The sequence below is a fragment of the Streptomyces sp. NPDC029159 genome (genome assembly GCF_055564055.1).
This window is the reverse complement of record NZ_JBVHWT010000017.1, coordinates 150,258-172,272: the sequence shown is the minus strand read 5'-3', so window position 1 is coordinate 172,272 and position 22,015 is coordinate 150,258. Positions and strand designations below refer to the sequence as shown.

Annotated in this window: 19 protein-coding genes, 5 tRNA genes and 2 pseudogenes; 18 read left to right on the top strand and 8 right to left on the bottom strand. The window is 71.8% G+C overall.

Annotated elements, in window-relative coordinates:
* Positions 1-92 (bottom strand): annotated as a pseudogene (locus ACZ4U4_RS27495) (roadblock/LC7 domain-containing protein); the annotation flags it as partial.
* A gap of 9 nt (positions 93-101) precedes the next feature.
* Positions 102-3,854, bottom strand: a complete 3,753-nt coding sequence (locus ACZ4U4_RS27490) for a sensor histidine kinase (RefSeq protein WP_467879527.1) — start codon at positions 3,852-3,854, stop codon at positions 102-104.
* Between the two features lie 668 nt (positions 3,855-4,522).
* On the opposite strand from ACZ4U4_RS27490, the gene ACZ4U4_RS27485 reads away from it, so the two are divergent.
* From ACZ4U4_RS27485 to ACZ4U4_RS27450, 8 genes are all read left to right on the top strand, one after another.
* On the top strand, positions 4,523-4,708 hold the full coding sequence (locus tag ACZ4U4_RS27485) for a hypothetical protein (RefSeq protein ID WP_345080354.1): 186 nt from the start codon (positions 4,523-4,525) through the stop codon (positions 4,706-4,708).
* An 81-nt stretch (positions 4,709-4,789) separates the two neighbouring features.
* On the top strand, positions 4,790-5,551 hold the full coding sequence (locus tag ACZ4U4_RS27480) for a fumarylacetoacetate hydrolase family protein (protein WP_345080351.1): 762 nt from the start codon (positions 4,790-4,792) through the stop codon (positions 5,549-5,551).
* Positions 5,544-7,022: a glutamate--tRNA ligase gene (gene gltX, locus ACZ4U4_RS27475; RefSeq protein WP_467879523.1), complete on the top strand. Its 1,479-nt coding sequence runs from the start codon at positions 5,544-5,546 to the stop codon at positions 7,020-7,022. Before ACZ4U4_RS27480 ends, gltX begins: the two co-directional genes overlap by 8 nt.
* Before the next feature lie 409 nt (positions 7,023-7,431).
* Positions 7,432-7,503 (top strand) — tRNA-Gln (locus ACZ4U4_RS27470).
* 51 nt (positions 7,504-7,554) lie between these two features.
* Positions 7,555-7,627 (top strand) — tRNA-Glu (locus ACZ4U4_RS27465).
* 63 nt (positions 7,628-7,690) lie between these two features.
* Positions 7,691-7,763: transfer RNA gene (locus tag ACZ4U4_RS27460), tRNA-Glu, on the top strand.
* Between the two features lie 16 nt (positions 7,764-7,779).
* Positions 7,780-7,851: transfer RNA gene (locus tag ACZ4U4_RS27455), tRNA-Gln, on the top strand.
* Between the two features lie 39 nt (positions 7,852-7,890).
* Positions 7,891-7,963: transfer RNA gene (locus tag ACZ4U4_RS27450), tRNA-Glu, on the top strand.
* A gap of 288 nt (positions 7,964-8,251) precedes the next feature.
* Here the strand turns inward: ACZ4U4_RS27450 and ndgR are convergent.
* Positions 8,252-8,968, bottom strand: a complete 717-nt coding sequence (gene ndgR, locus ACZ4U4_RS27445) for an IclR family transcriptional regulator NdgR (RefSeq protein WP_026169203.1) — start codon at positions 8,966-8,968, stop codon at positions 8,252-8,254.
* Between the two features lie 173 nt (positions 8,969-9,141).
* On the opposite strand from ndgR, the gene leuC reads away from it, so the two are divergent.
* The 5 genes from leuC to ACZ4U4_RS27420 all read left to right on the top strand — a co-directional run bounded on the left by leuC (position 9,142) and on the right by ACZ4U4_RS27420 (position 12,700).
* On the top strand, positions 9,142-10,572 hold the full coding sequence (leuC, locus tag ACZ4U4_RS27440) for a 3-isopropylmalate dehydratase large subunit (RefSeq protein ID WP_467879520.1): 1,431 nt from the start codon (positions 9,142-9,144) through the stop codon (positions 10,570-10,572).
* A 6-nt stretch (positions 10,573-10,578) separates the two neighbouring features.
* Positions 10,579-11,172 (top strand): 3-isopropylmalate dehydratase small subunit, encoded by a 594-nt coding sequence (leuD, locus tag ACZ4U4_RS27435; RefSeq protein WP_467879517.1) that lies wholly within the window; start codon positions 10,579-10,581, stop codon positions 11,170-11,172.
* 135 nt (positions 11,173-11,307) lie between these two features.
* Positions 11,308-11,553 (top strand): SCO5555 family protein, encoded by a 246-nt coding sequence (locus ACZ4U4_RS27430; RefSeq protein WP_467879514.1) that lies wholly within the window; start codon positions 11,308-11,310, stop codon positions 11,551-11,553.
* Between the two features lie 124 nt (positions 11,554-11,677).
* Positions 11,678-12,367 (top strand): HU family DNA-binding protein, encoded by a 690-nt coding sequence (locus ACZ4U4_RS27425; protein WP_467879511.1) that lies wholly within the window; start codon positions 11,678-11,680, stop codon positions 12,365-12,367.
* A gap of 129 nt (positions 12,368-12,496) precedes the next feature.
* Positions 12,497-12,700: a hypothetical protein gene (locus ACZ4U4_RS27420; RefSeq protein ID WP_467879544.1), complete on the top strand. Its 204-nt coding sequence runs from the start codon at positions 12,497-12,499 to the stop codon at positions 12,698-12,700.
* A 15-nt stretch (positions 12,701-12,715) separates the two neighbouring features.
* Here ACZ4U4_RS27420 and cofC read toward each other — a convergent pair.
* A pseudogene (cofC, locus tag ACZ4U4_RS27415) lies at positions 12,716-13,354 on the bottom strand (2-phospho-L-lactate guanylyltransferase); the annotation flags it as partial.
* Between the two features lie 141 nt (positions 13,355-13,495).
* Between cofC and ACZ4U4_RS27410 the strand changes: the two are divergent.
* From ACZ4U4_RS27410 to ACZ4U4_RS27400, 3 genes are all read left to right on the top strand, one after another.
* Positions 13,496-14,305, top strand: a complete 810-nt coding sequence (locus ACZ4U4_RS27410; protein WP_467879509.1) for a lysophospholipid acyltransferase family protein — start codon at positions 13,496-13,498, stop codon at positions 14,303-14,305.
* Positions 14,302-15,303, top strand: a complete 1,002-nt coding sequence (locus ACZ4U4_RS27405; RefSeq protein WP_467879506.1) for an NAD(P)H-dependent glycerol-3-phosphate dehydrogenase — start codon at positions 14,302-14,304, stop codon at positions 15,301-15,303. Before ACZ4U4_RS27410 ends, ACZ4U4_RS27405 begins: the two co-directional genes overlap by 4 nt.
* A 109-nt stretch (positions 15,304-15,412) precedes the next feature.
* Positions 15,413-16,549, top strand: a complete 1,137-nt coding sequence (locus ACZ4U4_RS27400; protein ID WP_467879503.1) for a D-alanine--D-alanine ligase family protein — start codon at positions 15,413-15,415, stop codon at positions 16,547-16,549.
* A 37-nt stretch (positions 16,550-16,586) separates the two neighbouring features.
* Here ACZ4U4_RS27400 and ACZ4U4_RS27395 read toward each other — a convergent pair whose 3' ends face one another.
* A complete protein-coding gene (locus ACZ4U4_RS27395) occupies positions 16,587-17,075 on the bottom strand; it encodes a DUF3515 domain-containing protein (RefSeq protein ID WP_467879501.1) in 489 nt (162 codons plus the stop codon).
* A gap of 8 nt (positions 17,076-17,083) precedes the next feature.
* Positions 17,084-17,317 carry an Lrp/AsnC family transcriptional regulator gene (locus ACZ4U4_RS27390; RefSeq protein ID WP_467879498.1) on the bottom strand — a complete coding sequence of 78 codons (234 nt, stop codon included), beginning with the start codon at positions 17,315-17,317 and terminating at the stop codon, positions 17,084-17,086.
* A 158-nt stretch (positions 17,318-17,475) separates the two neighbouring features.
* On the opposite strand from ACZ4U4_RS27390, the gene ACZ4U4_RS27385 reads away from it, so the two are divergent.
* Both ACZ4U4_RS27385 and thiD read left to right on the top strand, forming a co-directional pair.
* Positions 17,476-18,486: a thiamine-phosphate kinase gene (locus tag ACZ4U4_RS27385; protein WP_467879496.1), complete on the top strand. Its 1,011-nt coding sequence runs from the start codon at positions 17,476-17,478 to the stop codon at positions 18,484-18,486.
* A 10-nt stretch (positions 18,487-18,496) separates the two neighbouring features.
* Positions 18,497-19,300 carry a bifunctional hydroxymethylpyrimidine kinase/phosphomethylpyrimidine kinase gene (thiD, locus tag ACZ4U4_RS27380; protein WP_467879494.1) on the top strand — a complete coding sequence of 268 codons (804 nt, stop codon included), beginning with the start codon at positions 18,497-18,499 and terminating at the stop codon, positions 19,298-19,300.
* A gap of 176 nt (positions 19,301-19,476) precedes the next feature.
* Here thiD and metX read toward each other — a convergent pair whose 3' ends face one another.
* Positions 19,477-20,631 carry a homoserine O-acetyltransferase MetX gene (gene metX / locus ACZ4U4_RS27375; protein ID WP_467879541.1) on the bottom strand — a complete coding sequence of 385 codons (1,155 nt, stop codon included), beginning with the start codon at positions 20,629-20,631 and terminating at the stop codon, positions 19,477-19,479.
* Positions 20,628-21,992: a bifunctional o-acetylhomoserine/o-acetylserine sulfhydrylase gene (locus ACZ4U4_RS27370; RefSeq protein ID WP_467879491.1), complete on the bottom strand. Its 1,365-nt coding sequence runs from the start codon at positions 21,990-21,992 to the stop codon at positions 20,628-20,630. Before ACZ4U4_RS27370 ends, metX begins: the two co-directional genes overlap by 4 nt.
* Positions 21,993-22,015 lie beyond the last annotated feature (23 nt).

Below are 22,015 nucleotides of genomic sequence, written 5' to 3'. Positions count from 1 at the left end.
TCCGCGGAGACCACGACCGTGTGGGACACACCGGGGGTGTTGTCCACGAAGTTGGTGATCAACCAGTTCAGGTTCTGCGCCGCCTGGCTCATCGGACTCAACTAACGCTCCTGCTGGTGAGTGGGGTCCACCACGCCGTGCTGCCCGGTGTCGCCACCGGCCTGCCGACCCTGCTGGATACCCCGGCGAAGACTGGTCAGCCGGCCACGTACGTCGCTGGGCGCGCGCGAGACCTGCGGACCGCTCTGGGCGGGCTGCTGCTGTGCCGTACCGGCGACGAGGTTGGCGCGCGGCACCCGGCGGGGCAGCCCCGACGTGGTCACCCCGCCCGCGGCCGGCTGACGGATCTGCTCCGCCTGCCGCCACGTCTCGTCGTTCGGCGAACTGCGCCAGCCGGTGGTGTCGAAGCCTCCGGCGGGGGTGGCGTCCGGGGCGTCCGCGGGCTGCGGGGCCTGAGGCGCCTGCGGCTGCGGCACCTCGGCGGTGACGGAGGGCTGCGGCTCCACCCCGGCGGCGGCCGCCTCCGGCGTGTGGAACCAGCTCGACTCGATGGTGTCGAAGATCGGCGTCCCGCCGCCACCGGTGCCGGCCGACGGGTCGCCGAGCCAGTCCGCCGACGGGGCGGGCTCCGGCGCGGCGTCCGGCGACGGCTGCGCCGGGACCTGGCCGGTGGTGTGCGGTGCCTCGGGGGCGACACCGAAGAGGCTCGTGGCCTCCGCCGGTGCCTCGCCGCTCTCCTGCGGCGCCGGACGCGAGGCGTCGGGCCGTGCGGTGTCCCGCATCGGGAGCCCGGAAGGGGTCTGCCCGAAGTGCTCGGGAGCCCCGGCGGCGCCGCCGGGCGCCGGGTACCGGCCGGTGTCACCGGGCGCCCCGGCGTCGGCCCGCGGGGTGCCGGGCGGCGGCCCGTTGAAGTCGGGCCGGGCGAAGGCGGTGGTGTCACCGGGGCCACCGGTCGTCCCGGGCGCCACGGGGCGCTCGAAGGTGCCCGTGGTCTCCGGGGGAGCCGGACGCTCGAAGGCGCCGGTCGTCTCGGGGGGCGCCGGACGCTCGAACGTGCCCGTGGTCCCGGGCGCCGCCGGGCGCTCGAAGGTGCCGGTGGTCTCCGGCTCCTCGTGGCCGCGCGGGGTGTCCTGGGGCTCACGGGGCGCGAGCGGCCAGTCGTCGGTGGCGCCGCGGTCGCGGCGCACGCCCCAACTGGTGCCCGGCTGCGGGGAGTCGGCGGCCGGTGCGGCCTCGGCGGGGGAGCCGGCCAGCTCCGCGGCCGGACCACGGGGCGGCAGCTGCGGGCGCTCGTCGCGGCCCGGCGCACCGGTGGGCGGCGCCACCGTCGGCGTGGCACCGGAGGTCTCGGCGGGCGCCTCACCGCGCTGGACGTGACGGGTGGGCAGCGCGGGACGGCCGCCGTCATCCGGGGCGTTCGCCGGGCGGGCGGTGCCGCGGGGCGACGCGTCCGGCGCCGCGGGCGGCTGCGCGGTGGGGCCACCGGAGGGGACCGGGCCGCCGAAGCCGCCGGGGGCGGTGCGCCCACCACCGGGACCGCCGCGGCCGGGCAGCGCGGGCCGCCCGGCGCCGCCGGGGCCCGAACCGACCTGGCCGCGCGGCTGCAGCCCGGCGAGACGGCTGGTCCCGCCGGAACCGGAGCCCGGACCGGCACCCGTACCGCCCTCGGACGCATGGCCCTTCGCGGTGGACGGCGCCGGCTTCTTGCCGCCCTGCGCGACGTCGACGGGCAGCATGACCAGCGCGGTCGTGCCACCGGAGTCGGAGGGCCGCAGCTGGATGCGGATGCCGTGGCGCAGCGAGAGGCGGCCGACCACGAACAGACCCATCCGGCGGGAGACCGAGACGTCCACGGTCGGCGGGCTGGCCAGCCGCTCGTTGATGGACGAGAGGTCCTCGGGGGAGAGGCCGATACCGGTGTCGTGGATCTCGACCAGCACCCGCCCGTCGGGCAGCGCGTGACCGGTCACCTTCACCTTGGTCTGCGGCGAGGAGAACGACGTGGCGTTCTCCAGCAGCTCCGCGAGCAGGTGGACGAGGTCGTTGACGACGCGGCCGGCGACCTCGGTCTGCGGCACGGCGCTCAGCTCGATGCGCTCGTACTGCTCCACCTCGGAGGCGGCGGCGCGGAGCACGTCGACCAGCGGGACCGGACGCGTCCAGCGACGGCCCGGCTCCTCACCGGCGAGGACGAGGAGGTTCTCACCGTTACGGCGCATACGCGTCGCGAGGTGGTCGAGCTTGAAGAGGGAGGACAGCTGGTCCGGGTCGGCCTCGCGGGACTCCAGCTCGGAGATGAGCGAGAGCTGGCGCTGGATCAGACCCTGGGAGCGGCGCGAGAGGTTGGTGAACATCGCGTTGACGTTGCCCCGCAGCAGCGCCTGCTCGGACGCCAGCCGGACCGCCTCACGGTGCACGTCGTCGAAGGCCGCGGCCACCCGGCCGATCTCGTCCCGGCTGTGCACACCGACCGACTCGACGGAGGTGTCGACGTCCTGCGGGTCGGTGTCGGACAGCTGCTTGACCAGCTCCGGCAGCCGCTCCTGGGCCACCTTCTGCGCGGTGTCCTGGAGACGGCGCAGCGAGCGGACCATGGACCGCGCCACGACGAACGCGCCGACCAGCGAGACGCCGAGGACGAGGAAGATCAGCGCACCGTTGATGATCGCTTCCTGCGTCGCCGCGTTGCGCAGCTCGCGGGACTTCTGCTCCATCTCGGTCAGCAGCGAGGTCTCGATCCGCGACATCTCGTCGATCTTGACGGTGTCGGAGTCGTACCAGTCCAGGTACTTGTAGTCCTGGCTGCGGATGCCGCTGCTGCTGGCGAAGGCGCGGTGCGCGAAGGCGACCGCGGCCTTGATCTCGTCGTTGTTGCCGTCCAGACCGCGGGTGAGGGCGCCGGCGTTGTTGGCGTAGATCTGCGAGAAGCGGTCACGGGCCGCCTTCTCGTCGTCCTCGGCGGTACGGCCGGCCAGCCGGTCGTTGGCGGAGAGCTGGGGGCCGCCCTTGTGGGCGAGACCGGCACTGACCAGGGCACGCTGCATCGACGCGTACTCCTTGGCCGAGGAGAACGCCGCCAGCGCACGGGTCGCCCGGATCATCTCCGGGTTGCTGGTGGCCTGCGCCATGTCCTGGGAGAGGGAGAGCAGCGAGTCGATCAGCTGGTTGTAGTTGCTGATGGTGCGCGCGGCGTTGCCGTCGTCCTTGTACGCGCTGCTGCGGATCTCGTTGAGGGTGTTGAGCTGGCGGCCGATCTCCAGGACGGTCGCCCGCACACCGGTCATCGTGGCGTCGACACCCTGGATGTCGCCGGTGCCCTGGTTGAACGCGATCCGCGCGTGGTCGGTGGCCTCCCGCGGTGCGACGACGTTGGCGTCGTCCTTGGCGTTGCCCGAACCGGCCAGCGGGCCCGCCGACTTGTCCCGCTCGGTCTGGAGCGCGTCGGCCAGCTCGGTGGCCTGCCGCGTCATGTCGGTGAGCATCTTCATCTTGTCCAGCTGCTCGATGTTCTCCATCGAGTCCTGGATACGGATGGCGCCCAGCGAGGTCGCGGCGACGACGGGCAGTGCGAGCAGGGAGATCAGACGGGTGCTGATGCGCCAGTTGCGCAACGCGACCCGGGAGCCGGGACCGCCCGGACCCGACTGCTCCTTGGCCGGTCCCCGGTCGGCGTCCCCGCCGCTCCGGTCGCTGCGATCGGACGGTGCCGGGGTGTTCGCCGGACCGCCCCCCTGGGCACGCTGGGGAGAGGAGGCGCGGTCGGTCCCGCCGCGCGGCTCCGGCTCCGCCGCAGCTTCCCGGCCCTGGCGGGCCTGGGAAGGCTCCGTGCCATCCCTCTTGAAACGTCCCTGCACTAGCGTCGCAACCTCTGGACCAGGCGTCCCCCCGCGCGAGCGGCGGGACGGTGTCGAGTCGTGGGGGACCGCAAGTCCCCCGTGCGGTCGTGAATTGACCGGCGGGCTTCCCCCTCTGGCCGAGAGAGCAACTCCACCGCGCTGCGCCACATCGCGCTCTGCGCGCCGGTTGATACATGCGGCGGTCCGTGGAATTCCAGCACAGTGCCGGATCTCCAACAAGAGCGGAACCGCGCGGTGCGACATGGGTGACACACGGTGCGGATCGTGTCACGACACGTAGAGGGATCCATGGTCGATAACGGACTTTTGATATCGAACTGCTTCGACTTGTCGCCTGTCCCAGGTGCGGTGATCGGCGGCGAAATAAAGCCTTCTGATGATCGATGTCCCGTTCATCCCTTGATGTTGATCATGGGAATTGCGGCATTTGTCACGGACTCAGTGAGGAAACTCACAGGTTGGCCGGTGACTTTCCCTCCGCATCGCAGGGAATGGCCCGCTTAGTCTGATGCTTTACACAGGCAGCCGGCGCGACAAGGACCCCCTGCGCGACCTCCCCGTTTCCCGCCTCCGCCCTTCCCGCGGACGCGACGGGCCGGTCCGCACCGCCCTCCGGGCCGGCCGTCCTTTTCCGATGCATCCCGATCTACGCGAGGCGTGAAGCAGTGAAGACCACGATGATGTTCCGCAACATAGCCAACCCGCGGCGCACCACGCTGGCACACCTCAAGGACGCCGACGAGCTGACCGCCACCCCGGCCCCGGAGCACGCCGTCGAGCTGCCCACGCAGACCGCCAACCCCCGCCGTACCGTCCTGATGGACGCCCCCGGCCAGGACACCGCGGCGTAATGCCGTAGCGGGTGAGCCGCGCCCCCGCGTTAGCCTGGAGTGTCCACTCCGGCCAGTGATCAATGAGGGGCAGCGGCACCCGTGCGCATCGCCAGATTCTCCATCGACGGCAACGTCGGCTTCGGCGTCCTAGAGGGCGACGAGATCGACGTCATCAAGGGCCACCCCTTCGCGGAGTTCGAGCGCTCCGGCCAGAAGGTCCCCCTCGACAAGGTCCGTCTGCTGCCGCCGGTGCTGCCCAACAAGGTCGTCGCGGTGGGTCGCAACTACGCCGCCCACGCCGCCGAGCTGGGCCACGACGTCCCCGACGCCCCGTTCACCTTCTTCAAGCCCTCCACCTCCGTGGTCGGCCCCGGTGACCCCATCGCGTACCCCTCCTTCTCCGAGGAGGTGCACCACGAAGCGGAGCTGGCCGTCGTCATCGGCCGGATGTGCCGCGAGGTGCCCCGCGAACGCGTCAAGGACGTCATCCTCGGCTACACCTGCGCCAACGACGTCACCGCGCGTGACGTCCAGCGCCGCGAGAAGCAGTGGGCGCGCGCCAAGGGCTTCGACACCTCCTGCCCGCTCGGCCCCTGGGTCGAGACCGAGCTGGACCCCTCCGATCTGACCATCCAGTGCACCGTCAACGGCGAACAGCGTCAGCTGGGCCGGACGAGCGAGATGGTCCGCTCCGTCGAGGACCTGATCGTCCACATCACCGAGGCGATGACGCTGCTCCCCGGCGACGTCGTCCTCACGGGCACCCCGGCCGGGGTCGGCCCGCTCACCGTCGGCGACGAGGTCGCCGTCACCATCGAAGGCATCGGCACTCTCACCAACAAGGTGATCAAGCGTGGCTAACGCGACCCCCGTCCGCGTCCGTTTCTGTCCCTCCCCGACCGGCAACCCCCACGTGGGACTGGTCCGCACCGCCCTGTTCAACTGGGCGTTCGCGCGCCACCACCAGGGCACCCTGGTCTTCCGCATCGAGGACACCGACGCGGCCCGCGACTCCGAGGAGTCCTACAACCAGCTGCTCGACGCCATGAAGTGGCTGGGCTTCGACTGGGACGAAGGCCCCGAGGTCGGCGGCCCGCACGCGCCCTACCGCCAGTCGCAGCGCATGGACCTCTACAAGGAGGTCGCCGACAAGCTGCTCGCCGGCGGCTACGCCTACCCCTGCTACTGCACCACCGAGGAGCTGGACGCCCGCCGCGAGGCCGCCCGCAAGGCCGGCAAGCCCTCCGGCTACGACGGCACCTGCCGCTCGCTGACCGAGGAGCAGAAGGCCGCCTACGAGGCCGAGGGCCGCGCCTCGATCATCCGCTTCCGGATGCCCGACGAGCCGATCACCTTCACCGACCTCGTCCGCGGTGAGCTGACCTTCACCCCGGACAACGTCCCCGACTACGGCATCGTCCGGGCCAACGGCGCGCCCCTCTACACGCTCGTCAACCCCGTCGACGACGCGCTGATGGACATCACCCACGTCCTGCGCGGCGAGGACCTGCTCTCCTCCACCCCCCGCCAGATCGCCCTCTACAAGGCGCTCATCGAGCTGGGCTACGCCAAGTACATCCCGGCCTTCGGCCACCTGCCGTACGTCATGGGTGAGGGCAACAAGAAGCTCTCCAAGCGCGACCCGCAGGCATCCCTCAACCTCTACCGCGAGCGCGGCTTCCTCCCCGAGGGCCTGCTCAACTACCTCGCGCTGCTCGGCTGGTCGTTCTCGGCCGACCGGGACCTCTTCTCCGTCGCCGAACTGGTCGAGAAGTTCGACATCGGGGACGTCAACGCCAACCCGGCCCGCTTCGACCTCAAGAAGGCCGAGGCGATCAACGCCGACCACATCCGGCAGCTGGACCTCCCGTCCTTCATCGCCGCCTGTGAGCCCTGGCTGACGGCCCCGCACGCCAACTGGGCGCCCGAGGACTTCGACCAGGCCGCGTGGGAGGCCATCGCCCCGCACGCCCAGACCCGGCTGACGGTCCTCTCGGACATCACCGCCAACGTCGACTTCCTGTTCCGCAAGGAGCCGGTCGAGGACGAGGCGTCCTGGACGAAGGCGATGAAGGGCGACCCGGTGGCGCTGCTCACCACTGCCCGCGCCAAGCTGCTGGACGCCGACTGGTCCAGCGCCGAGTCGCTGAAGAACGCCGTCCTCGCCGCCGGTGAGGAGCACGGCCTCAAGCTCGGCAAGGCCCAGGCCCCGGTCCGCGTCGCGGTCACCGGCCGCACCGTCGGCCTGCCGCTCTTCGAGTCCCTGGAGATCCTGGGCAAGGACCGCACGGTGTCCCGCATCGACGCCGCCCTGGCCAAGCTCGCCGCCTGACCTCGTACGCGCCCGAAGGGCCCGGAAGCCGTATCGGCCTCCGGGCCCCTCGGCGTATCCGGAGGGGCCGCATTGCCGGGCGAGCGGCCCGGAAGGCGCTCAGCGGGGCGGTGAGGGCCGCGGACGGCCCGATTCCGCTGCTGCCTGCCCTGTGGGGTCTTGACAGGGCGGGGGAGCGGCTCCGGGGCCGCTGCGGCAGCCTCGTACGACCGGGCCGCCGGCCGTCGCGACCACCGCCGTCAGGCGTCCGGGAGGGCCGGACGGCGCCTCCCGCCCTGCTCCGCGGCCTATCGGTTTTGGAGCCCCGTCCACCTTCGGGTAATGTTCTTTCTGCGCCGCCCGGGAGGGCCGAGAGGCCCGGCCGGAAAGCGCAAGCCGAACAAAATCCCCTCTGGGGGTTGCGTTTTGGTGGGCTATGGTGTAATTGGCAGCACGACTGATTCTGGTTCAGTTAGTCTAGGTTCGAGTCCTGGTAGCCCAGCAAGAGATCTTTCTCTTCGAGAATTCCATGGTCTCTTGAGTGCAGTATCAGGCCCCCGTTGTGTAGCGGCCTAGCACGCCGCCCTCTCAAGGCGGTAGCGCCGGTTCGAATCCGGTCGGGGGTACAGATCCTTTCTTTCCGTCACCTTCGGGTCGCTCCCGGATGTGCCGATGTGAGGATCGCTAGGGCCCCCGTTGTGTAGCGGCCTAGCACGCCGCCCTCTCAAGGCGGTAGCGCCGGTTCGAATCCGGTCGGGGGTACTGGTCTAAACCACCATGGGCTATGGTGTAATTGGCAGCACGAGTGATTCTGGTTCATTTAGTCTAGGTTCGAGTCCTGGTAGCCCAGCGCAGAGAAGTCGCCCAGCGGCTCAACTGCACAAAGCAAGCCCCCGTTGTGTAGCGGCCTAGCACGCCGCCCTCTCAAGGCGGTAGCGCCGGTTCGAATCCGGTCGGGGGTACGCAATAACAAAGGCCCCTGCTTCGGCAGGGGCCTTTGTTATTGGAATTCGGGAAAGGGCCCGGAAAGGAATCCGTGTGGCTCGCGCGCACGGATTCCCTCTCCCGGGCCGTGGCGGCGGGCGGGGCGTCGAAGCCGTGACCGGCCACGGGCGCCATCTGCCGTGCGTACGGCGTGAGTTCGGCCTCGGTGGCCGGGTGGTCCCGCTCCAGCAGGCGGGCCGTGGCCCGGGGCGCCCGTCGTGGGGCTTTTCCCCGGGCCACGGCCCGTAAAAGGGGTGGGAGATCTCTCAGCCGGTGCGGCGCAGGCCCTCGGAGAGGCGGGCGGCGGCGTCGATGACGGCCTGGGCGTGCATCCGGCCCGGGTGGCGGGTCAGGCGCTCGATCGGGCCGGAGACCGAGACGGCGGCGACCACGCGGTTCGAGGGGCCGCGGACCGGCGCCGAGACGGAGGCCACGCCCGGCTCCCGCTCGCCGATCGACTGGGCCCAGCCGCGGCGGCGGACGCCGGAGAGCGCGGTGGCGGTGAAGCGGGCGCCCTGGAGGCCGCGGTGGAGCCGCTCGGGCTCCTCCCAGGCCATGAGGATCTGCGCCGCGGAGCCGGCCTTCATCGGGAGCGTGGAGCCGACCGGGACGGTGTCCCGCAGTCCGGACAGCCGTTCCGCCGCCGCCACACAGATCCGCATGTCGCCCTGGCGACGGTAGAGCTGGGCGCTCTCGCCCGTCACGTCGCGCAGATGTGTGAGCACCGGTCCGGCCGTCGCCAGCAGGCGGTCCTCACCGGCCGCTGCGGCCAGTTCGGAGAGCCGGGGGCCGAGGATGAACCGGCCCTGCATGTCCCTCGCCACCATCCGGTGGTGTTCCAGGGCCACGGCCAGTCGATGGGCCGTGGGCCGTGCGAGCCCGGTCGCCGCGACCAGCCCGGCGAGGGTGGCCGGACCGGACTCCAGAGCGCTCAATACGAGAGCCGCCTTGTCGAGAACGCCGACGCCGCTAGAGTTGTCCATGCAACGATACTTGCGTCTCACAGTGTGAAACGCAAGTTCAATTTTCCGTGGAAGTCGTCACTCTGTAGCCACGGCCCTCGACCAGGGCCCGGTGCGGGGCCCGGCACGGGGATGCGGGGACCGTGCGCACAGTACGAGTTGGGCCGGCGAAGCGGCCGGTCGGAGGGAAAGCGATGGGACGGACACTCGCGGAGAAGGTCTGGGACGACCATGTCGTCCGGCGCGCGGAAGGCGAGCCCGACCTCCTCTTCATCGATCTCCACCTGCTGCACGAGGTCACCAGCCCGCAGGCGTTCGACGGCCTCCGCAAGGCCGGACGGCAGGTGCGCCGTACGGACCTGACCATCGCCACCGAGGACCACAACACCCCCACCCTCGACATCGACAAGCCGATCGCCGACCCGGTCTCGCGCACCCAGCTGGAGACGCTGCGCAAGAACTGCGCGGAGTTCGGCGTGCGGCTGCACCCGCTGGGCGATGTCGAGCAGGGCGTTGTCCACGTGGTGGGACCGCAGTTGGGACTGACGCAGCCCGGCACCACCGTGGTCTGCGGTGACAGCCACACCTCCACGCACGGTGCGTTCGGCGCGCTGGCGTTCGGCATCGGCACCAGTCAGGTCGAGCACGTCCTCGCCACCCAGACGCTGCCGCTGGCCCCCTTCAAGACCATGGCGATCACCGTCGAGGGTGAGCTGGCCGAGGGCGTCACCGCCAAGGACCTGATCCTGGCGATCATCGCGAAGATCGGCACCGGCGGCGGCCAGGGCTACGTCCTGGAATACCGCGGCCCGGCCATCGAGAAGCTGTCGATGGAAGCCCGGATGACCGTCTGCAACATGTCGATCGAGGCGGGCGCCCGGGCCGGGATGATCGCCCCGGACGACACCACCTTCGCCTACCTGCGCGGGCGGGCCCACGCCCCCGAGGGCACCGACTGGGACGACGCCGTCGCCTACTGGCGCACGCTGCGCACCGACGACGACGCGGTCTTCGACGCGGAGGTCGTCATCGACGCCGCCGAGCTGGCGCCGTTCGTCACCTGGGGCACCAACCCGGGCCAGGGCGCGCCGCTGACCGCGCGCGTCCCCGACCCCGCTTCGTACGAGGACGCCTCGGAGCGGTTCGCCGCCGAAAAGGCGCTGGAATACATGGGGTTGACGGCTGGTCAGCCGCTGCGCGAGATCGGTGTGGACACCGTCTTCGTAGGTTCCTGCACCAACGGCCGGATCGAGGACCTGCGCTCCGCCGCCTCCGTGCTGGAGGGGCGTTCGGTCGCCGACGGCGTGCGGATGCTGGTCGTTCCCGGCTCGGTGCGGGTCGCCCTCCAAGCGGTCGACGAGGGGCTGGACAAGGTCTTCACCGCGGCGGGGGCCGAATGGCGGCACGCCGGTTGCTCGATGTGCCTGGGTATGAACCCCGACCAGCTGGCGCCGGGCGAGCGCTCCGCGTCCACCTCCAACCGCAACTTCGAAGGGCGGCAGGGCAAGGGCGGCCGCACCCACCTGGTCTCGCCGCAGGTCGCCGCCGCCACCGCGGTCCTCGGCCACCTGGCCTCGCCCGCCGACCTGTCCGACGCCGACGTCTCTACGCCCGCGGGGGTCTGAGGAACCATGGAAGCTTTCACCACCCACACCGGCCGGGCCGTGCCGCTGCGCCGCAGCAATGTCGACACCGACCAGATCATCCCGGCCCACTGGCTGAAGAAGGTCACCCGCGACGGCTTCGAGGACGGGCTCTTCGAGGCGTGGCGCAAGGACCCGCAGTTCGTCCTCAACCAGGAGGCGTACCAGGGCGCCACGGTGCTCGTCGCGGGCCCCGACTTCGGCACCGGCTCCTCCCGTGAGCACGCCGTCTGGGCGCTGCAGAACTACGGCTTCAAGGCCGTCATCTCCTCGCGGTTCGCGGACATCTTCCGCGGCAACTCCCTCAAGAACGGGCTGCTGACGGTGGTCCTGCCGCAGGAGACCGTGGAGCGGCTGCAGCAGCTGGCCGAGGCGGACCCCACCGCCGAGGTGACCGTCGACCTGGTCGCGCGCAAGGTGCTCGCCCCGGGCGTGGAGGCCGACTTCGCGCTGGACGAGAATGCGCGGTGGCGTCTGCTGGAGGGGCTGGACGACATCAGCCTCACCCTCCGGGAGGAGCCGGCCATCGCCGCGTACGAGGCGAACCGACCGTCGTTCAAACCGCGGACCATGGTGGCCTGACCTCGGACTTTTGGCTCAAAGGCATATTGCGTACGATGCGCCCTCTGTGCAGTTGGCAGGGGGCGCATCGGCGTGTTCAGGCGCCTGTTGAGGCCCCGTGAAGCGACAACTCGCCGCAGATGGCACAATTAGCGCATGGAACGCGACGACCAACTCCAGCTCTACGGTTTCGTCGCCGACCAACTCAAGGACGCACACGCAAGGGTGCGGACACTGCAAGTCCCGGAGGGCGTACGGATGGCGCTGACCCGGAAGCTGCTCGTCATCACGGCCGCGGCACAACACGATCTTGCGAACGCGGCAAGGCGTCTGGAGAGGTTCATGGCCGACCTCGACGAAGGTCGTTATCCCGAAGACGTGCACACCGACGGAAGTGCGTGAGGTCGAGTGCGTTGCGGCACAAGGGTGATTAGCCCGTTTCGTGTTTGATTTGCGGTATATATCTGCCTAACGTGCGAAAAAGCTTGGAATCTATCGTTCCAGCAATGTCTCCGAAGGGGAAGACGTGAACAAGGCGCAGCTCGTAGAAGCCATTGCCGACAAGCTCGGCGGCCGTCAGAACGCCGCGGACGCGGTGGACGCCGTACTGGACGCAATCGTCCGTGCAGTTGTCGCCGGCGACCGCGTTTCGGTCACCGGATTCGGGTCGTTCGAGAAGGTCGACCGCCCGGCCCGCTACGCGCGGAACCCGCAGACCGGCGAGCGCGTGCGGGTCAAGAAGACCTCGGTGCCGCGTTTCCGTGCGGGTCAGGGATTCAAGGACCTGGTGAGCGGTTCCAAGAAGCTCCCCAAGAACGACGTGGCCGTCAAGAAGGCCCCCAAGGGCAGCCTCTCGGGCGGCGCTTCCACGCGTACGACCGTGAAGAAGGCGGCCGCGAAGAAGGCCACCACCGCCAAGAAGGCCACGGCGAAGAAGACCACCGCAGCGGCGAAGAAGACCACCGCCGCGAAGAAGACCACCGCCAAGAAGGCGACGCCGGCGAAGAAGACCACGGCCGCCGCCAAGAAGACCACGGCGGCGAAGAAGACCACCGCGAAGAAGGCCGCCCCGGCGAAGAAGACCGCCACCGCCGCCAAGAAGACCACGGCGAAGAAGACGGCGCCCGCGAAGAAGACCACCGCGAAGAAGGCTCCCGCGAAGAAGACCACGGCACGCAAGACCGCCGCGAAGAAGACCACCGCCCGCAAGCGGTAACGACCGGGGGAGCAATTCCCTCAGCGGTGACGCTTCGCGCCGGGCCGGTCTCCCTCCGGGGAGCCCGGCCCGCGGTGCGTGGCGACCGCGCGTTCACCCGGGCCGACCGGCTCCTTTAGGCTCTGCACCATGCAGGCCACCGCGTACACCTACGACTCGGACACCCGCTCCGGCAGCGTGCTGCTGGACGACGGCACCCCCGTGCCCTTCGACGCCGCCGCCTTCGACGCGGGGGGTCTGCGGCTGCTCCGCCCCGGCCAGCGGGTACGGATCGAGACCACCGGCGAGGGCGACGCCCGCCGGATCACGCTCGTCACGCTCCTGACCCTCTGAGCCGCCCGCGGCGCCCGCCGCCGCGGCCACCCGCGCCGTGTGCGCGCCCACCCCGAGCGCCAGCGCCTGCCGCAGATCCGCGCCGGTGTCCACGTCCCGGCGCGCCGAATCCGCCCGTACGGTGATCTCCCGCGCCCCCGAGGCGCGGTGCCGCTCCCGTGAACGGCCGCCGAATGCCGGGGCCAATTCCGTACCGGAACGCGCGGTGAGAAGAGTTGTTCCGATATCCGCCGCGTCGGCGAGAAAAGCCCGCGGAAATTGTGCCGCGCTTTGCAGTACGGCTTCCAGTTCGGCGGTGCGCAGGGCCGGCAGATCGGCGTTGAGCGCCGCGACCGACGCGCCCGGGCGGTGTGCGCGGACGCGCGCCGCGCCGTGGGCCAGTGCCGCGTTGAGGCCGCGCCCCGGGGTGTCGGGCACAATCCGCGCGCCGAGCGCCGAAAGCGGACCGGCGGCCACCGGATCGTCCGTGACAACCGCCACATCCATGACATCGTCGCAGGCCAGTGCCGCGCCGATGGTGTCCAGGGCGAAAGCGAGCGCCCACCGCGGACGGAACTCCTCACCGACCGCCGGGGAAAGCCTGCTCTTGGCCCGCACCAGCGGCTTCAGCGGCACGACCAGGCTCCAGCCCACATCCACTCCGTCTCCTCGCATAGGATTCGATTTTCCCTGCTGCCGCAGCTCGCCGGGGACCGCGGGGTTACGGTGTTCTCGACATAGCGGGTACCTGGGGCGACACTTGTGCGGCTGCCGGCTCGCAGCAGCTCAGCAGGTCCCCACAAGGAGGGTGTCCACGTGTCCCGCCGCAGAATCGGCTTCTGGTACCGCCTGGCCGCGGTCATCTGCAAACCGCCGCTCTTGGTTCTGTTCAAGCGGGACTGGCGAGGAATGGAGAACATTCCGGCCGACGGCGGATTTATCACCGCCGTCAACCACAACTCGTATCTCGATCCGCTGTCGTACGCGCACTATCAGTACAACACCGGGCGGGTTCCCCGATTCCTCGCCAAGTCCGGGCTCTTTCGCAGCGGCTTTGTCGGCGTGATGATGCGCGGCACCGGTCAGATCCCCGTGTACCGGGAAACCACCGACGCCGCCAACGCCTTCCGCGCCGCCGTGACCGCCATCGAGAAGGGCGAATGCGTCGCCTTCTATCCCGAGGCGACGCTCACCCGCGACCCGGCGATGTGGCCGATGCAGGGCAAGACCGGCGCCGCGCGGGTCGCCCTGCTCACCAAGGCGCCGGTCATCCCCGTCGCGCAGTGGGGCGCCAACGAGGCGATGCCGCCGTACGCCAAGGAGAAGAAGCTCCGCCTGCTGCCGCGCAAGACGCTGCGGGTGCAGGCCGGCCCGCCGGTCGACCTCAGCGCGTACTACGGCAAGGAGCCCACCGCCGAGGTGCTCCGCAAGGTCACCGAGACGATCATGGCGGCGATCACCGCACAGCTGGCGGACGTTCGGGGCGAGACCCCGCCCGCCGAACCGTTCGACCCGCGGCGGGCGCTCGCCCGTGAGCGGCGCGCGGCCCGCGAGGCGGCCCGGACGGCGGCCGCCACCGAGCCGGCACACAGCACCCGGCAGGCACAGGAGGATGAAGGCAAGTGACGCGCTGCGCCGTCTACGGCACGGGGTCCTGGGGCACCGCATTCGCGATGATCCTCGGCGACGCGGGCTGCGAGGTGACCCTCTGGGCCCGCCGCTCCGACGTCGTCGACGGGATCAACAAGGACCGGACCAACCCCGACTACCTGCCAGGGGTCGAACTGCCCGCGTCCGTGCGGGCCACCACCGACCCCGCCGAGGCCGCCGCGGGCGCCGACTTCACCGTCCTCGCCGTGCCCTCGCAGACGCTGCGCGACAACCTCGCCGACTGGTCTGCGCTGCTGCCCGCCGACACCGTCCTGGTCTCCCTGATGAAGGGCGTGGAGCTGGGCACCGCCAAGCGGATGAGCGAGGTGATCGAGGAGGTCGCCAAGGTCCCCGCCGAGCGGGTCGCGGTCGTCACCGGCCCCAACCTCGCCAAGGAGATCGCCGCCCGGCAGCCCGCCGCCGCGGTCGTGGCCTGCGCCGACGAGTCCGTCGCCCGCCGGTTGCAGACCGCCTGCCACACCCCGTACTACCGCCCGTACACCAACACCGACGTCGTCGGCTGCGAGCTGGGCGGCGCCGTCAAGAACGTCATCGCGCTCGCCGTCGGCATCGCGGGCGGCATGGGCCTGGGCGACAACGCCAAGGCGTCGCTGATCACCCGCGGCCTGGCCGAGACCACCCGGCTGGGCCTGGCCATGGGCGCCGACGCGCACACCTTCGCGGGCCTGGCCGGCATGGGCGACCTCGTCGCCACCTGCTCCTCGCCGCTCTCGCGGAACAACACCTTCGGCACCAACCTCGGCCGCGGTATGAGCCTCGCCGAGACCATCGCGGTGACCAAGCAGACCGCCGAGGGCGTCAAGTCCTGTGAATCCGTACGGGATCTGGCCCGCCGCCACGGCGTCGACATGCCGATCACCGAGACGGTCTTCGACATCGTCCACGAGGGCAAGCAGCCGATGGTCGCCCTCAAGGAACTGATGTCGCGCAGCGCCAAGTCCGAACGGCACTGACCGCCCGCGCGCGGCGCCCGGACCGCCCCGTGCGGGGCGCGGACACGGCGTCGCGCACGGCCACCGCCACGCCGAGTCCGCCTCCACCAGCAGGTACCCTCAAGCCGATATGAGCAGCCAGACTCCTCCCCACAAGCCCCGTGTCGCCGTCGTGTTCGGTGGCCGCAGCTCCGAGCACGCCATCTCCGTGGTCACCGCGGGAGCCGTCCTGCGCGCCATCGACCGCGAGAAGTACGACGTGCTGCCGATCGGCATCACCACCGACGGCCGCTGGGCCCTGACCGCCGACGCCCCGGAGCGGATGGCCATCGCCGACCGCAAGCTGCCGAGCGTCGCCGAGCTGGCCGAGTCCGACGAGGGCGCCGTCGTCCTGCCGGTCGACCCGACCAACCGCGAGCTGGTCTACAGCGAGCCGGGCTCCGTCCCCAAGGCGCTGGGCGAGGTCGACGTCGTCTTCCCCGTGCTGCACGGCCCCTACGGTGAGGACGGCACCCTCCAGGGTCTGCTGGAGCTCTCCGGCGTCCCCTACGTCGGCTGCGGCGTCCTCGCCTCCGCCGTCGGTCAGGACAAGGACTACATGAAGCGGGTGTTCACCTCCTTCGGGCTGCCCGTCGGCCCGTACGAGGTCATCCGCCCGCGGGAGTGGGAGCGCAGCCCCGAGGCCGCCCGCAAGAAGATCGTGGACTTCGCAGCCGAGCACGGCTGGCCGCTCTTCGTGAAGCCCGCCCGCGCCGGTTCGTCCATGGGCATCACCAAGGTCGACGACGCCGACGGGCTGGACGGCGCCATCGAGGAGGCGCGGCGCCACGACCCCAAGGTCATCGTCGAGTCGCTGCTGCGCGGCCGGGAGATCGAGTGCGGCGTCCTGGAGTTCGAGGACGGCCCGCGCGCCAGCTTCCCGGCGGAGATCCCGCCGGTCACCGCCCACGACTTCTACGACTTCGAGGCGAAGTACATCGAATCGGCGGCGGGTCTGGTGCCCGCGCCGCTCACCGCCGCGGAGACCGCCCGCGTCCAGGAACTGGCCGTCGCGGCGTTCGAGGCGGCGTCCTGCGAGGGCCTGGTCCGGGCGGACTTCTTCCTCCAGGAGAACGGCGAGTTCGTGATCAACGAGATCAACACGCTCCCCGGCTTCACGCCCATCTCGATGTACCCGCGGATGTGGCAGGAAAGCGGCGTGAGCTACCCGGAGCTGATCGACCGGCTCCTGCAGTCGGCGCTGCACCGCTCGACCGGCCTGCGCTGACCCGTCCGGTGCCGGGCCCGCCCGCCGCGGGTCCGGCTCAGATGCCTTCGGGCACGGTCTTCTTCACCGCGGCGGCGAGATCGGTGAGCGCATTGACCTCGGGGGCGTACTTCCCCGGCACCGTCACCTCCACGTAGGTCTTGCGCAGCACCGTCGTGAAGCGGTAGCCGTCGTCGCGCTTCTCCAGGAACCACGAGACGCCGTTGACGTCCACCGCGTCGGCGGCGGGGTTGTAATGTTCACTCCCGGACGTCAACACGCCCGGCTTGGGCACTCCGCAGCGCAGCTGCACGGCGGGATCGCCCCATGCGGCCGCGAAATCCGACGCGGGCTCGGTGCTCCTGCGCGCCAACCCGTCGACGGTGTCCGGCAGCTCCTTGTGGAGGGCCCGGCAGTGCCGGGCCGACGCGCCCCCGGGTGCGGGCGGCGTGACCTCGTCCGTGGAGGAACAGCCCGCCGTGCAGCACAGCACGGCGAGCGACGGCAGGACCGTGAGCCAGCGACGAGAGATCACCCGGCCGAGCATACGGGGAGCTAGATATGGACGATCGGACAGGTCAGGGTGCGGGTGATCCCCTCGACCCGCTGCACATTGGCGACGACCAGCCGGCCCAGCTCGTCGACGGTGTCCGCCTGCGCGCGCACCACGACGTCGTAGGGACCGGTCACGTCCTCGGCCGTCAGCACGCCGGGGATCTGCGCGATCACCTCCGCCACCGCCGAGGCCTGGCCTACCTCGGTCTGGATCAGGATGTACGCCTGTACCACGGGACCTCCAGGGCGGCTTCGAGGATCATGGGGGAAGAAGGGACGCCACGGTACCGCGTCACCGAGCGGAGCGGGGAGATCCGCGCGGTGACGCCATCCGGTGCGGCGCCCAGGCCAGCGGAGTACGGACCGGCCGTACGCAGGAGAAGGGCGACAGCATGAAGGGCACCGTGGGCGAGCTGGGGGAATTCGGGTTGATCCGGGAGCTGACCTCCCGCATCACCCCCACCCCGGCGGTACGGATCGGTCCGGGGGACGACGCCGCGGTGGTCACCGCGCCCGACCGGAGGGTCGTCGCCAGCACCGACGTCCTCCTGGAGGGCCGGCACTTCCGCCGCGACTGGTCCACCGCGTACGACGTCGGGCGGAAGGCCGCGGCCCAGAACCTCGCCGACATCGCCGCCATGGGCGCCGTGCCCACCGCCATCCTCCTCGGCCTCGTCGTGCCCGCGCAGCTCCCCGCGACCTGGCCGACCGAGCTGATGGACGGGTTGCGCGACGAATGCCAGGTGGCCGGTGCCGCGGTGGTCGGCGGGGACGTCGTCCGCGGCGACACCATCACCGTCGCCATCACCGCCCTCGGCGATCTGCGTAACGCCGAGCCGGTGACCCGCGGCGGCGCGCAGCCCGGCGACGTCGTCGCGGTGACCGGCTGGCTGGGCTGGTCGGCCGCCGGGCACGCCGTGCTGACCCGCGGGTTCCGCTCGCCGCGTGCCTTCGTCGAGGCGCACCGGCGGCCCGAACCGCCGTACCACGCGGGCCCGGCGGCGGCCGGACTGGGCGCCACCGCCATGACGGACGTCAGCGACGGCCTCGTCGCCGACCTCGGGCACATCGCGGAGGCCAGCAACGTCCGCATCGACCTCGCCTCCACCAAGATCGACATCCCGACGCAGATGTCCGACATCGGCACCGCCGTCGGCGTCGACCCCATGCAGTGGGTGCTCAACGGCGGCGAGGACCACGCGATCGTCGCGACGTTCCCGCCCGATGTGAAGCTGCCCGCCCGCTGGAAGGTCATCGGCGAGGTGCTGCACCCTTCCGCGCTGCCGCAGGTGACGGTGGACGGGGCGCCCTGGGCGCGCGCCGGATGGGACCACTTCGGGGACAACGGCGACGCCGATTCCCCGCCCCGGGGCGGCTCCGTGGCGCCCGGCGGCGGCCGGTAGATTCGGCGGCGTGCAGACCCCACCACGCGTACTGACCGTCGCCGGCTCCGACTCCGGCGGCGGCGCGGGCATCCAGGCCGACCTCAAGACGATGCTGGCGCTGGGCACCCACGGCATGAGCGTGCTCACCGCCGTCACCGCGCAGAACTCCCGGGGCGTCCAGGGCGCCTGGGAGCTGCCCGCAGAGGCGGTGCGGGCACAGTTCCGCAGCGTCGTCGACGACATCGGCGTCCAGGCGGTGAAGACCGGGATGCTCGCCTCGCCGGAGCTGGTGGAGACCGTCGCCGCGCTCCTCGCGGAACTGACCGTGCCCGTCGTCGTCGACCCCGTCGGCGTCTCCAAGCACGGTGACGCGCTGCTCGCCGCGACCGCCCTCGACGCGGTCCGCACCAAGCTGCTGCCGACCGCCACCGTCGCCACCCCCAACCTCGACGAGGTGGCGCAGCTGACCGGCGTGCGCGCCACGGATGAGACCGGGATGCGCCGCGCCGCCGACGCCGTCCTCGCCTTCGGACCGCGCTGGGTGCTCATCAAGGGCGGCCACCTGCCCGCCGCGGCCGACGCCGTCGACCTGCTCACCGACGGCACCGAGGAACACTGGCTACGCGCCCCGCGCCACGACAACCGCCACACCCACGGCACCGGTTGCACCCTCGCCTCCGCCGTCGCCGCCCGCCTCGCCCACGGCGACACCGTCCCGCAGGCCGTCACCGCCGCGAAGGAGTACGTCACGGGTGCCCTCGCGGCGGGCTTCCGATTGGGCAGCGGCATCGGGCCGGTGGATCACGGGTGGCGGTGGCGCGGGGGAGCGTGAGGGGCTGGGGGCAGCTTCGGGGCCGCCCCGTGCGGCGGCTCCGTGCGGGTCTTGCGTGCGCCCCCGTTCCTGGGCTCGCGCCCGCCCCGTGCGGCGATGCCGGATTCGCCCCATGCCGCCGCCCCATGCGCGCCGGCACGGGGCGGTACGAACCGGTGACGGACCGGGGCACCCCCTCACCCCCGCTCCAATACCTCCCGCACCGCCGCCCCGACCTGTTCCGTCTCCGTGAGGAAACCGTCGTGGCCGGCGGGTGAGTCGAGGATGCGGGGCCGGTCGGCGCCCGGGAGCAGTGCGGCCAACTCCGCCTGCTGGGCCGGCGGGTAGAGCCGGTCGGAGCTGATGCCGGCGACCACCGCGGGCATCCGGGCCCGGGCCAGCGCCGCCGCCGCGCCGCCCCGTCCGCGCCCCACGTCGTGCGCGTTCATCGCCTCGACGAGCGTGACGTAGCTGCCCGCGTCGAACCGGCGCACCAACTTGCCCGCGTGATGATCGAGGTACGACTCCACCGCGTACCGCCCGCCGTGCCACGGGTCCTCGCCGGGCTGGGCCCGCCGCCCGAACCGGTCCGCCAGCTCCGGTTCGCTGCGGTAGGTGAGGTGGGCGATCCGCCGGGCGATGCCCAGCCCGCGGTGCGGCCCCGCACCGTCCGGGGCGCCGTGGTACCGCCCCGCGCGCCAGCCCGGATCGGCCCGCACCGCCGCCGTCTGCACCGCGCCCCACGCGATCTGCTCCGCCGACGCCGCCGCCCCGCACGCCAGCACCAGCAGCGCCCCGGTCCGCTCCGGCAGCCCCGCCGCCCACTCCAGGGCCCGCATGCCGCCCATCGAGCCGCCGAGCACCGCCGCCCACCGCGTGATGCCCAGCGCATCGGCCAGCCGCGCCTCGGCCGCCACCTGGTCCCGCGGCGTGACCAGCGGGAAGTCCGGCCCCCACGGCCCCGCGCCGTCGGGGCGGGGCGACGCCGGACCCGTACTGCCCTGGCAGCCGCCCAGCACATTGGGCGCCACCACGAACCACCGCCGGGTGTCCAACGGCGCACCCGGCCCGACCAGCGCGTCCCACCAGCCCGCCGTGGGATGCCCGGGCCCCGCCCCACCCGCCACATGGCTGTCGCCGGTCAGCGCGTGCAGCACCAGCACCGCGTTCGAGGCGTCCGGGGCGAGCGTGCCCCATGTCTCGTACGCGAGCCGCACGCCGGGCAGCGTGCCACCGGCCTCCAGCGGCAGCGCGCCGGGCACCGTCACCCACCGGCGGCGGCCCGGCGGATCGCCCTCCCGCCAGGCCCCGGAGGCCGGCGGGAGGGCGGTGCCCGACGCGACGGTGCTCAGGACGCCGCCTTCGCGGCCCGGAACCCCGCCTCCAGGTCGGCCCGCAGATCCTCCAGCCCCTCCAGCCCGACGGAGAGCCGCACCAGGCCCGGCCCCGCGCCGGTCGCCGCCAACTCCTCCTCGCCGAGCTGGCTGTGGGTGGTGGACGCCGGGTGGATGATCAGGCTCCGTACGTCACCGATGTTCGCGAGGTGGCTGAAGAGCTGCACCGCGTCCACGAACTTCTTGCCCGCCTCGATGCCGCCCCGCAGCTCGAACGAGAGCACCGCGCCCGCACCGCGCGGCAGATACTTCTGCCCCGCCCCGTACCAGCGGTTGGAGGCCAGCCCCGGGTAGTGCACCGCCGCCACCTCGTCGCGCTGCTCCAGCCACTCGGCGAGCGCCTGCGCGTTCGCGGTGTGCCGCTCCAGGCGGAGGCTGAGCGTCTCGATGCCCTGGAGCAGCAGGAACGCGGAGTGCGGCGCGATGGCCGGGCCGATGTCGCGCAGCAGCTGCACCCGCAGCTTCACGGCGAACGCGCCCGGGCCGAGGTCCGGCCAGTAGCGCAGCCCGTGGTAGCTCGGGTCGGGGGTGTGGAAGGCGGCGAACCGCTCGGTGTGCGCCCCGAAGTCGAAGGTGCCCGCGTCGACCACCACCCCGCCCAGCGTGGTGCCGTGCCCGCCGAGGAACTTCGTCGCCGAGTGCACCACCACGTCCGCACCGTGCTCGATGGGCCGCAGCAGATACGGCGTGGGCACCGTGTTGTCCACGATCAGCGGCACGCCCGCCCCGTGCGCCGCGTCCGCGACCGCCCGGATGTCGAGGACGTTGCCCCGCGGATTGCCCAGCGTCTCCGCGAAGAACGCCTTCGTCGTGGGACGTACGGCCGCCTGCCAGGCGGCGATGTCGTCCGGATCGTCGACGAAGGAGACCTCCACGCCCAGCCGCGGCAGGGTGTGCCGGAACAGGTTGTACGTCCCGCCGTACAGCGAGGACGAGGCCACGATGTGGTCCCCGGCGCCCGCCAGCGTCAGCAGCGCCAGCGTCTCGGCGGCCTGTCCGGAGGCGAGCGCGACGGCCGCGACACCGCCCTCCAGCGCGGCGACCCGCTGCTCCAGGGCGTCCTGGGTGGGGTTGTGGATACGGGTGTAGATGTTGCCGGGCTCGGCGAGCGAGAAGAGGTCCGCGGCGTGCTGCGTGTCGCGGAAGGCGAAGGACGTCGTCTGGTAGATCGGCACCGCACGGGCCCCGGTGGTGGGATCGGGGGCCGCACCCGCGTGGATCTGCCGGGTCTCGAAGGACCACGCGGCGGACGGGTCCTCCGCCCCGGCGCGGTCGTCGGTGGGGGGTGCTGCGGTGACGGAGTCGACGGGCTGGCTCATGAACGGTCCTCGCACAGGGGGTG

What these genes read in the sequence shown, in the direction of transcription:
- leuD (WP_467879517.1), top strand. Translation starts at nt 10,579, where the DNA reads ATGGAAGCTTTCACCACCCACACCGGCCGGGCCGTGCCGCTGCGCCGC.
- ACZ4U4_RS27385 (WP_467879496.1), top strand. Translation starts at nt 17,476, where the DNA reads ATGAAGGGCACCGTGGGCGAGCTGGGGGAATTCGGGTTGATCCGGGAG.
- ACZ4U4_RS27395 (WP_467879501.1), bottom strand. Translation starts at nt 17,075, where the DNA reads ATGCTCGGCCGGGTGATCTCTCGTCGCTGGCTCACGGTCCTGCCGTCG.
- ACZ4U4_RS27430 (WP_467879514.1), top strand. Translation starts at nt 11,308, where the DNA reads ATGGAACGCGACGACCAACTCCAGCTCTACGGTTTCGTCGCCGACCAA.
- leuC (WP_467879520.1), top strand. Translation starts at nt 9,142, where the DNA reads ATGGGACGGACACTCGCGGAGAAGGTCTGGGACGACCATGTCGTCCGG.
- ACZ4U4_RS27420 (WP_467879544.1), top strand. Translation starts at nt 12,497, where the DNA reads ATGCAGGCCACCGCGTACACCTACGACTCGGACACCCGCTCCGGCAGC.
- ndgR (WP_026169203.1), bottom strand. Translation starts at nt 8,968, where the DNA reads ATGGACAACTCTAGCGGCGTCGGCGTTCTCGACAAGGCGGCTCTCGTA.
- ACZ4U4_RS27370 (WP_467879491.1), bottom strand. Translation starts at nt 21,992, where the DNA reads ATGAGCCAGCCCGTCGACTCCGTCACCGCAGCACCCCCCACCGACGAC.
- ACZ4U4_RS27400 (WP_467879503.1), top strand. Translation starts at nt 15,413, where the DNA reads ATGAGCAGCCAGACTCCTCCCCACAAGCCCCGTGTCGCCGTCGTGTTC.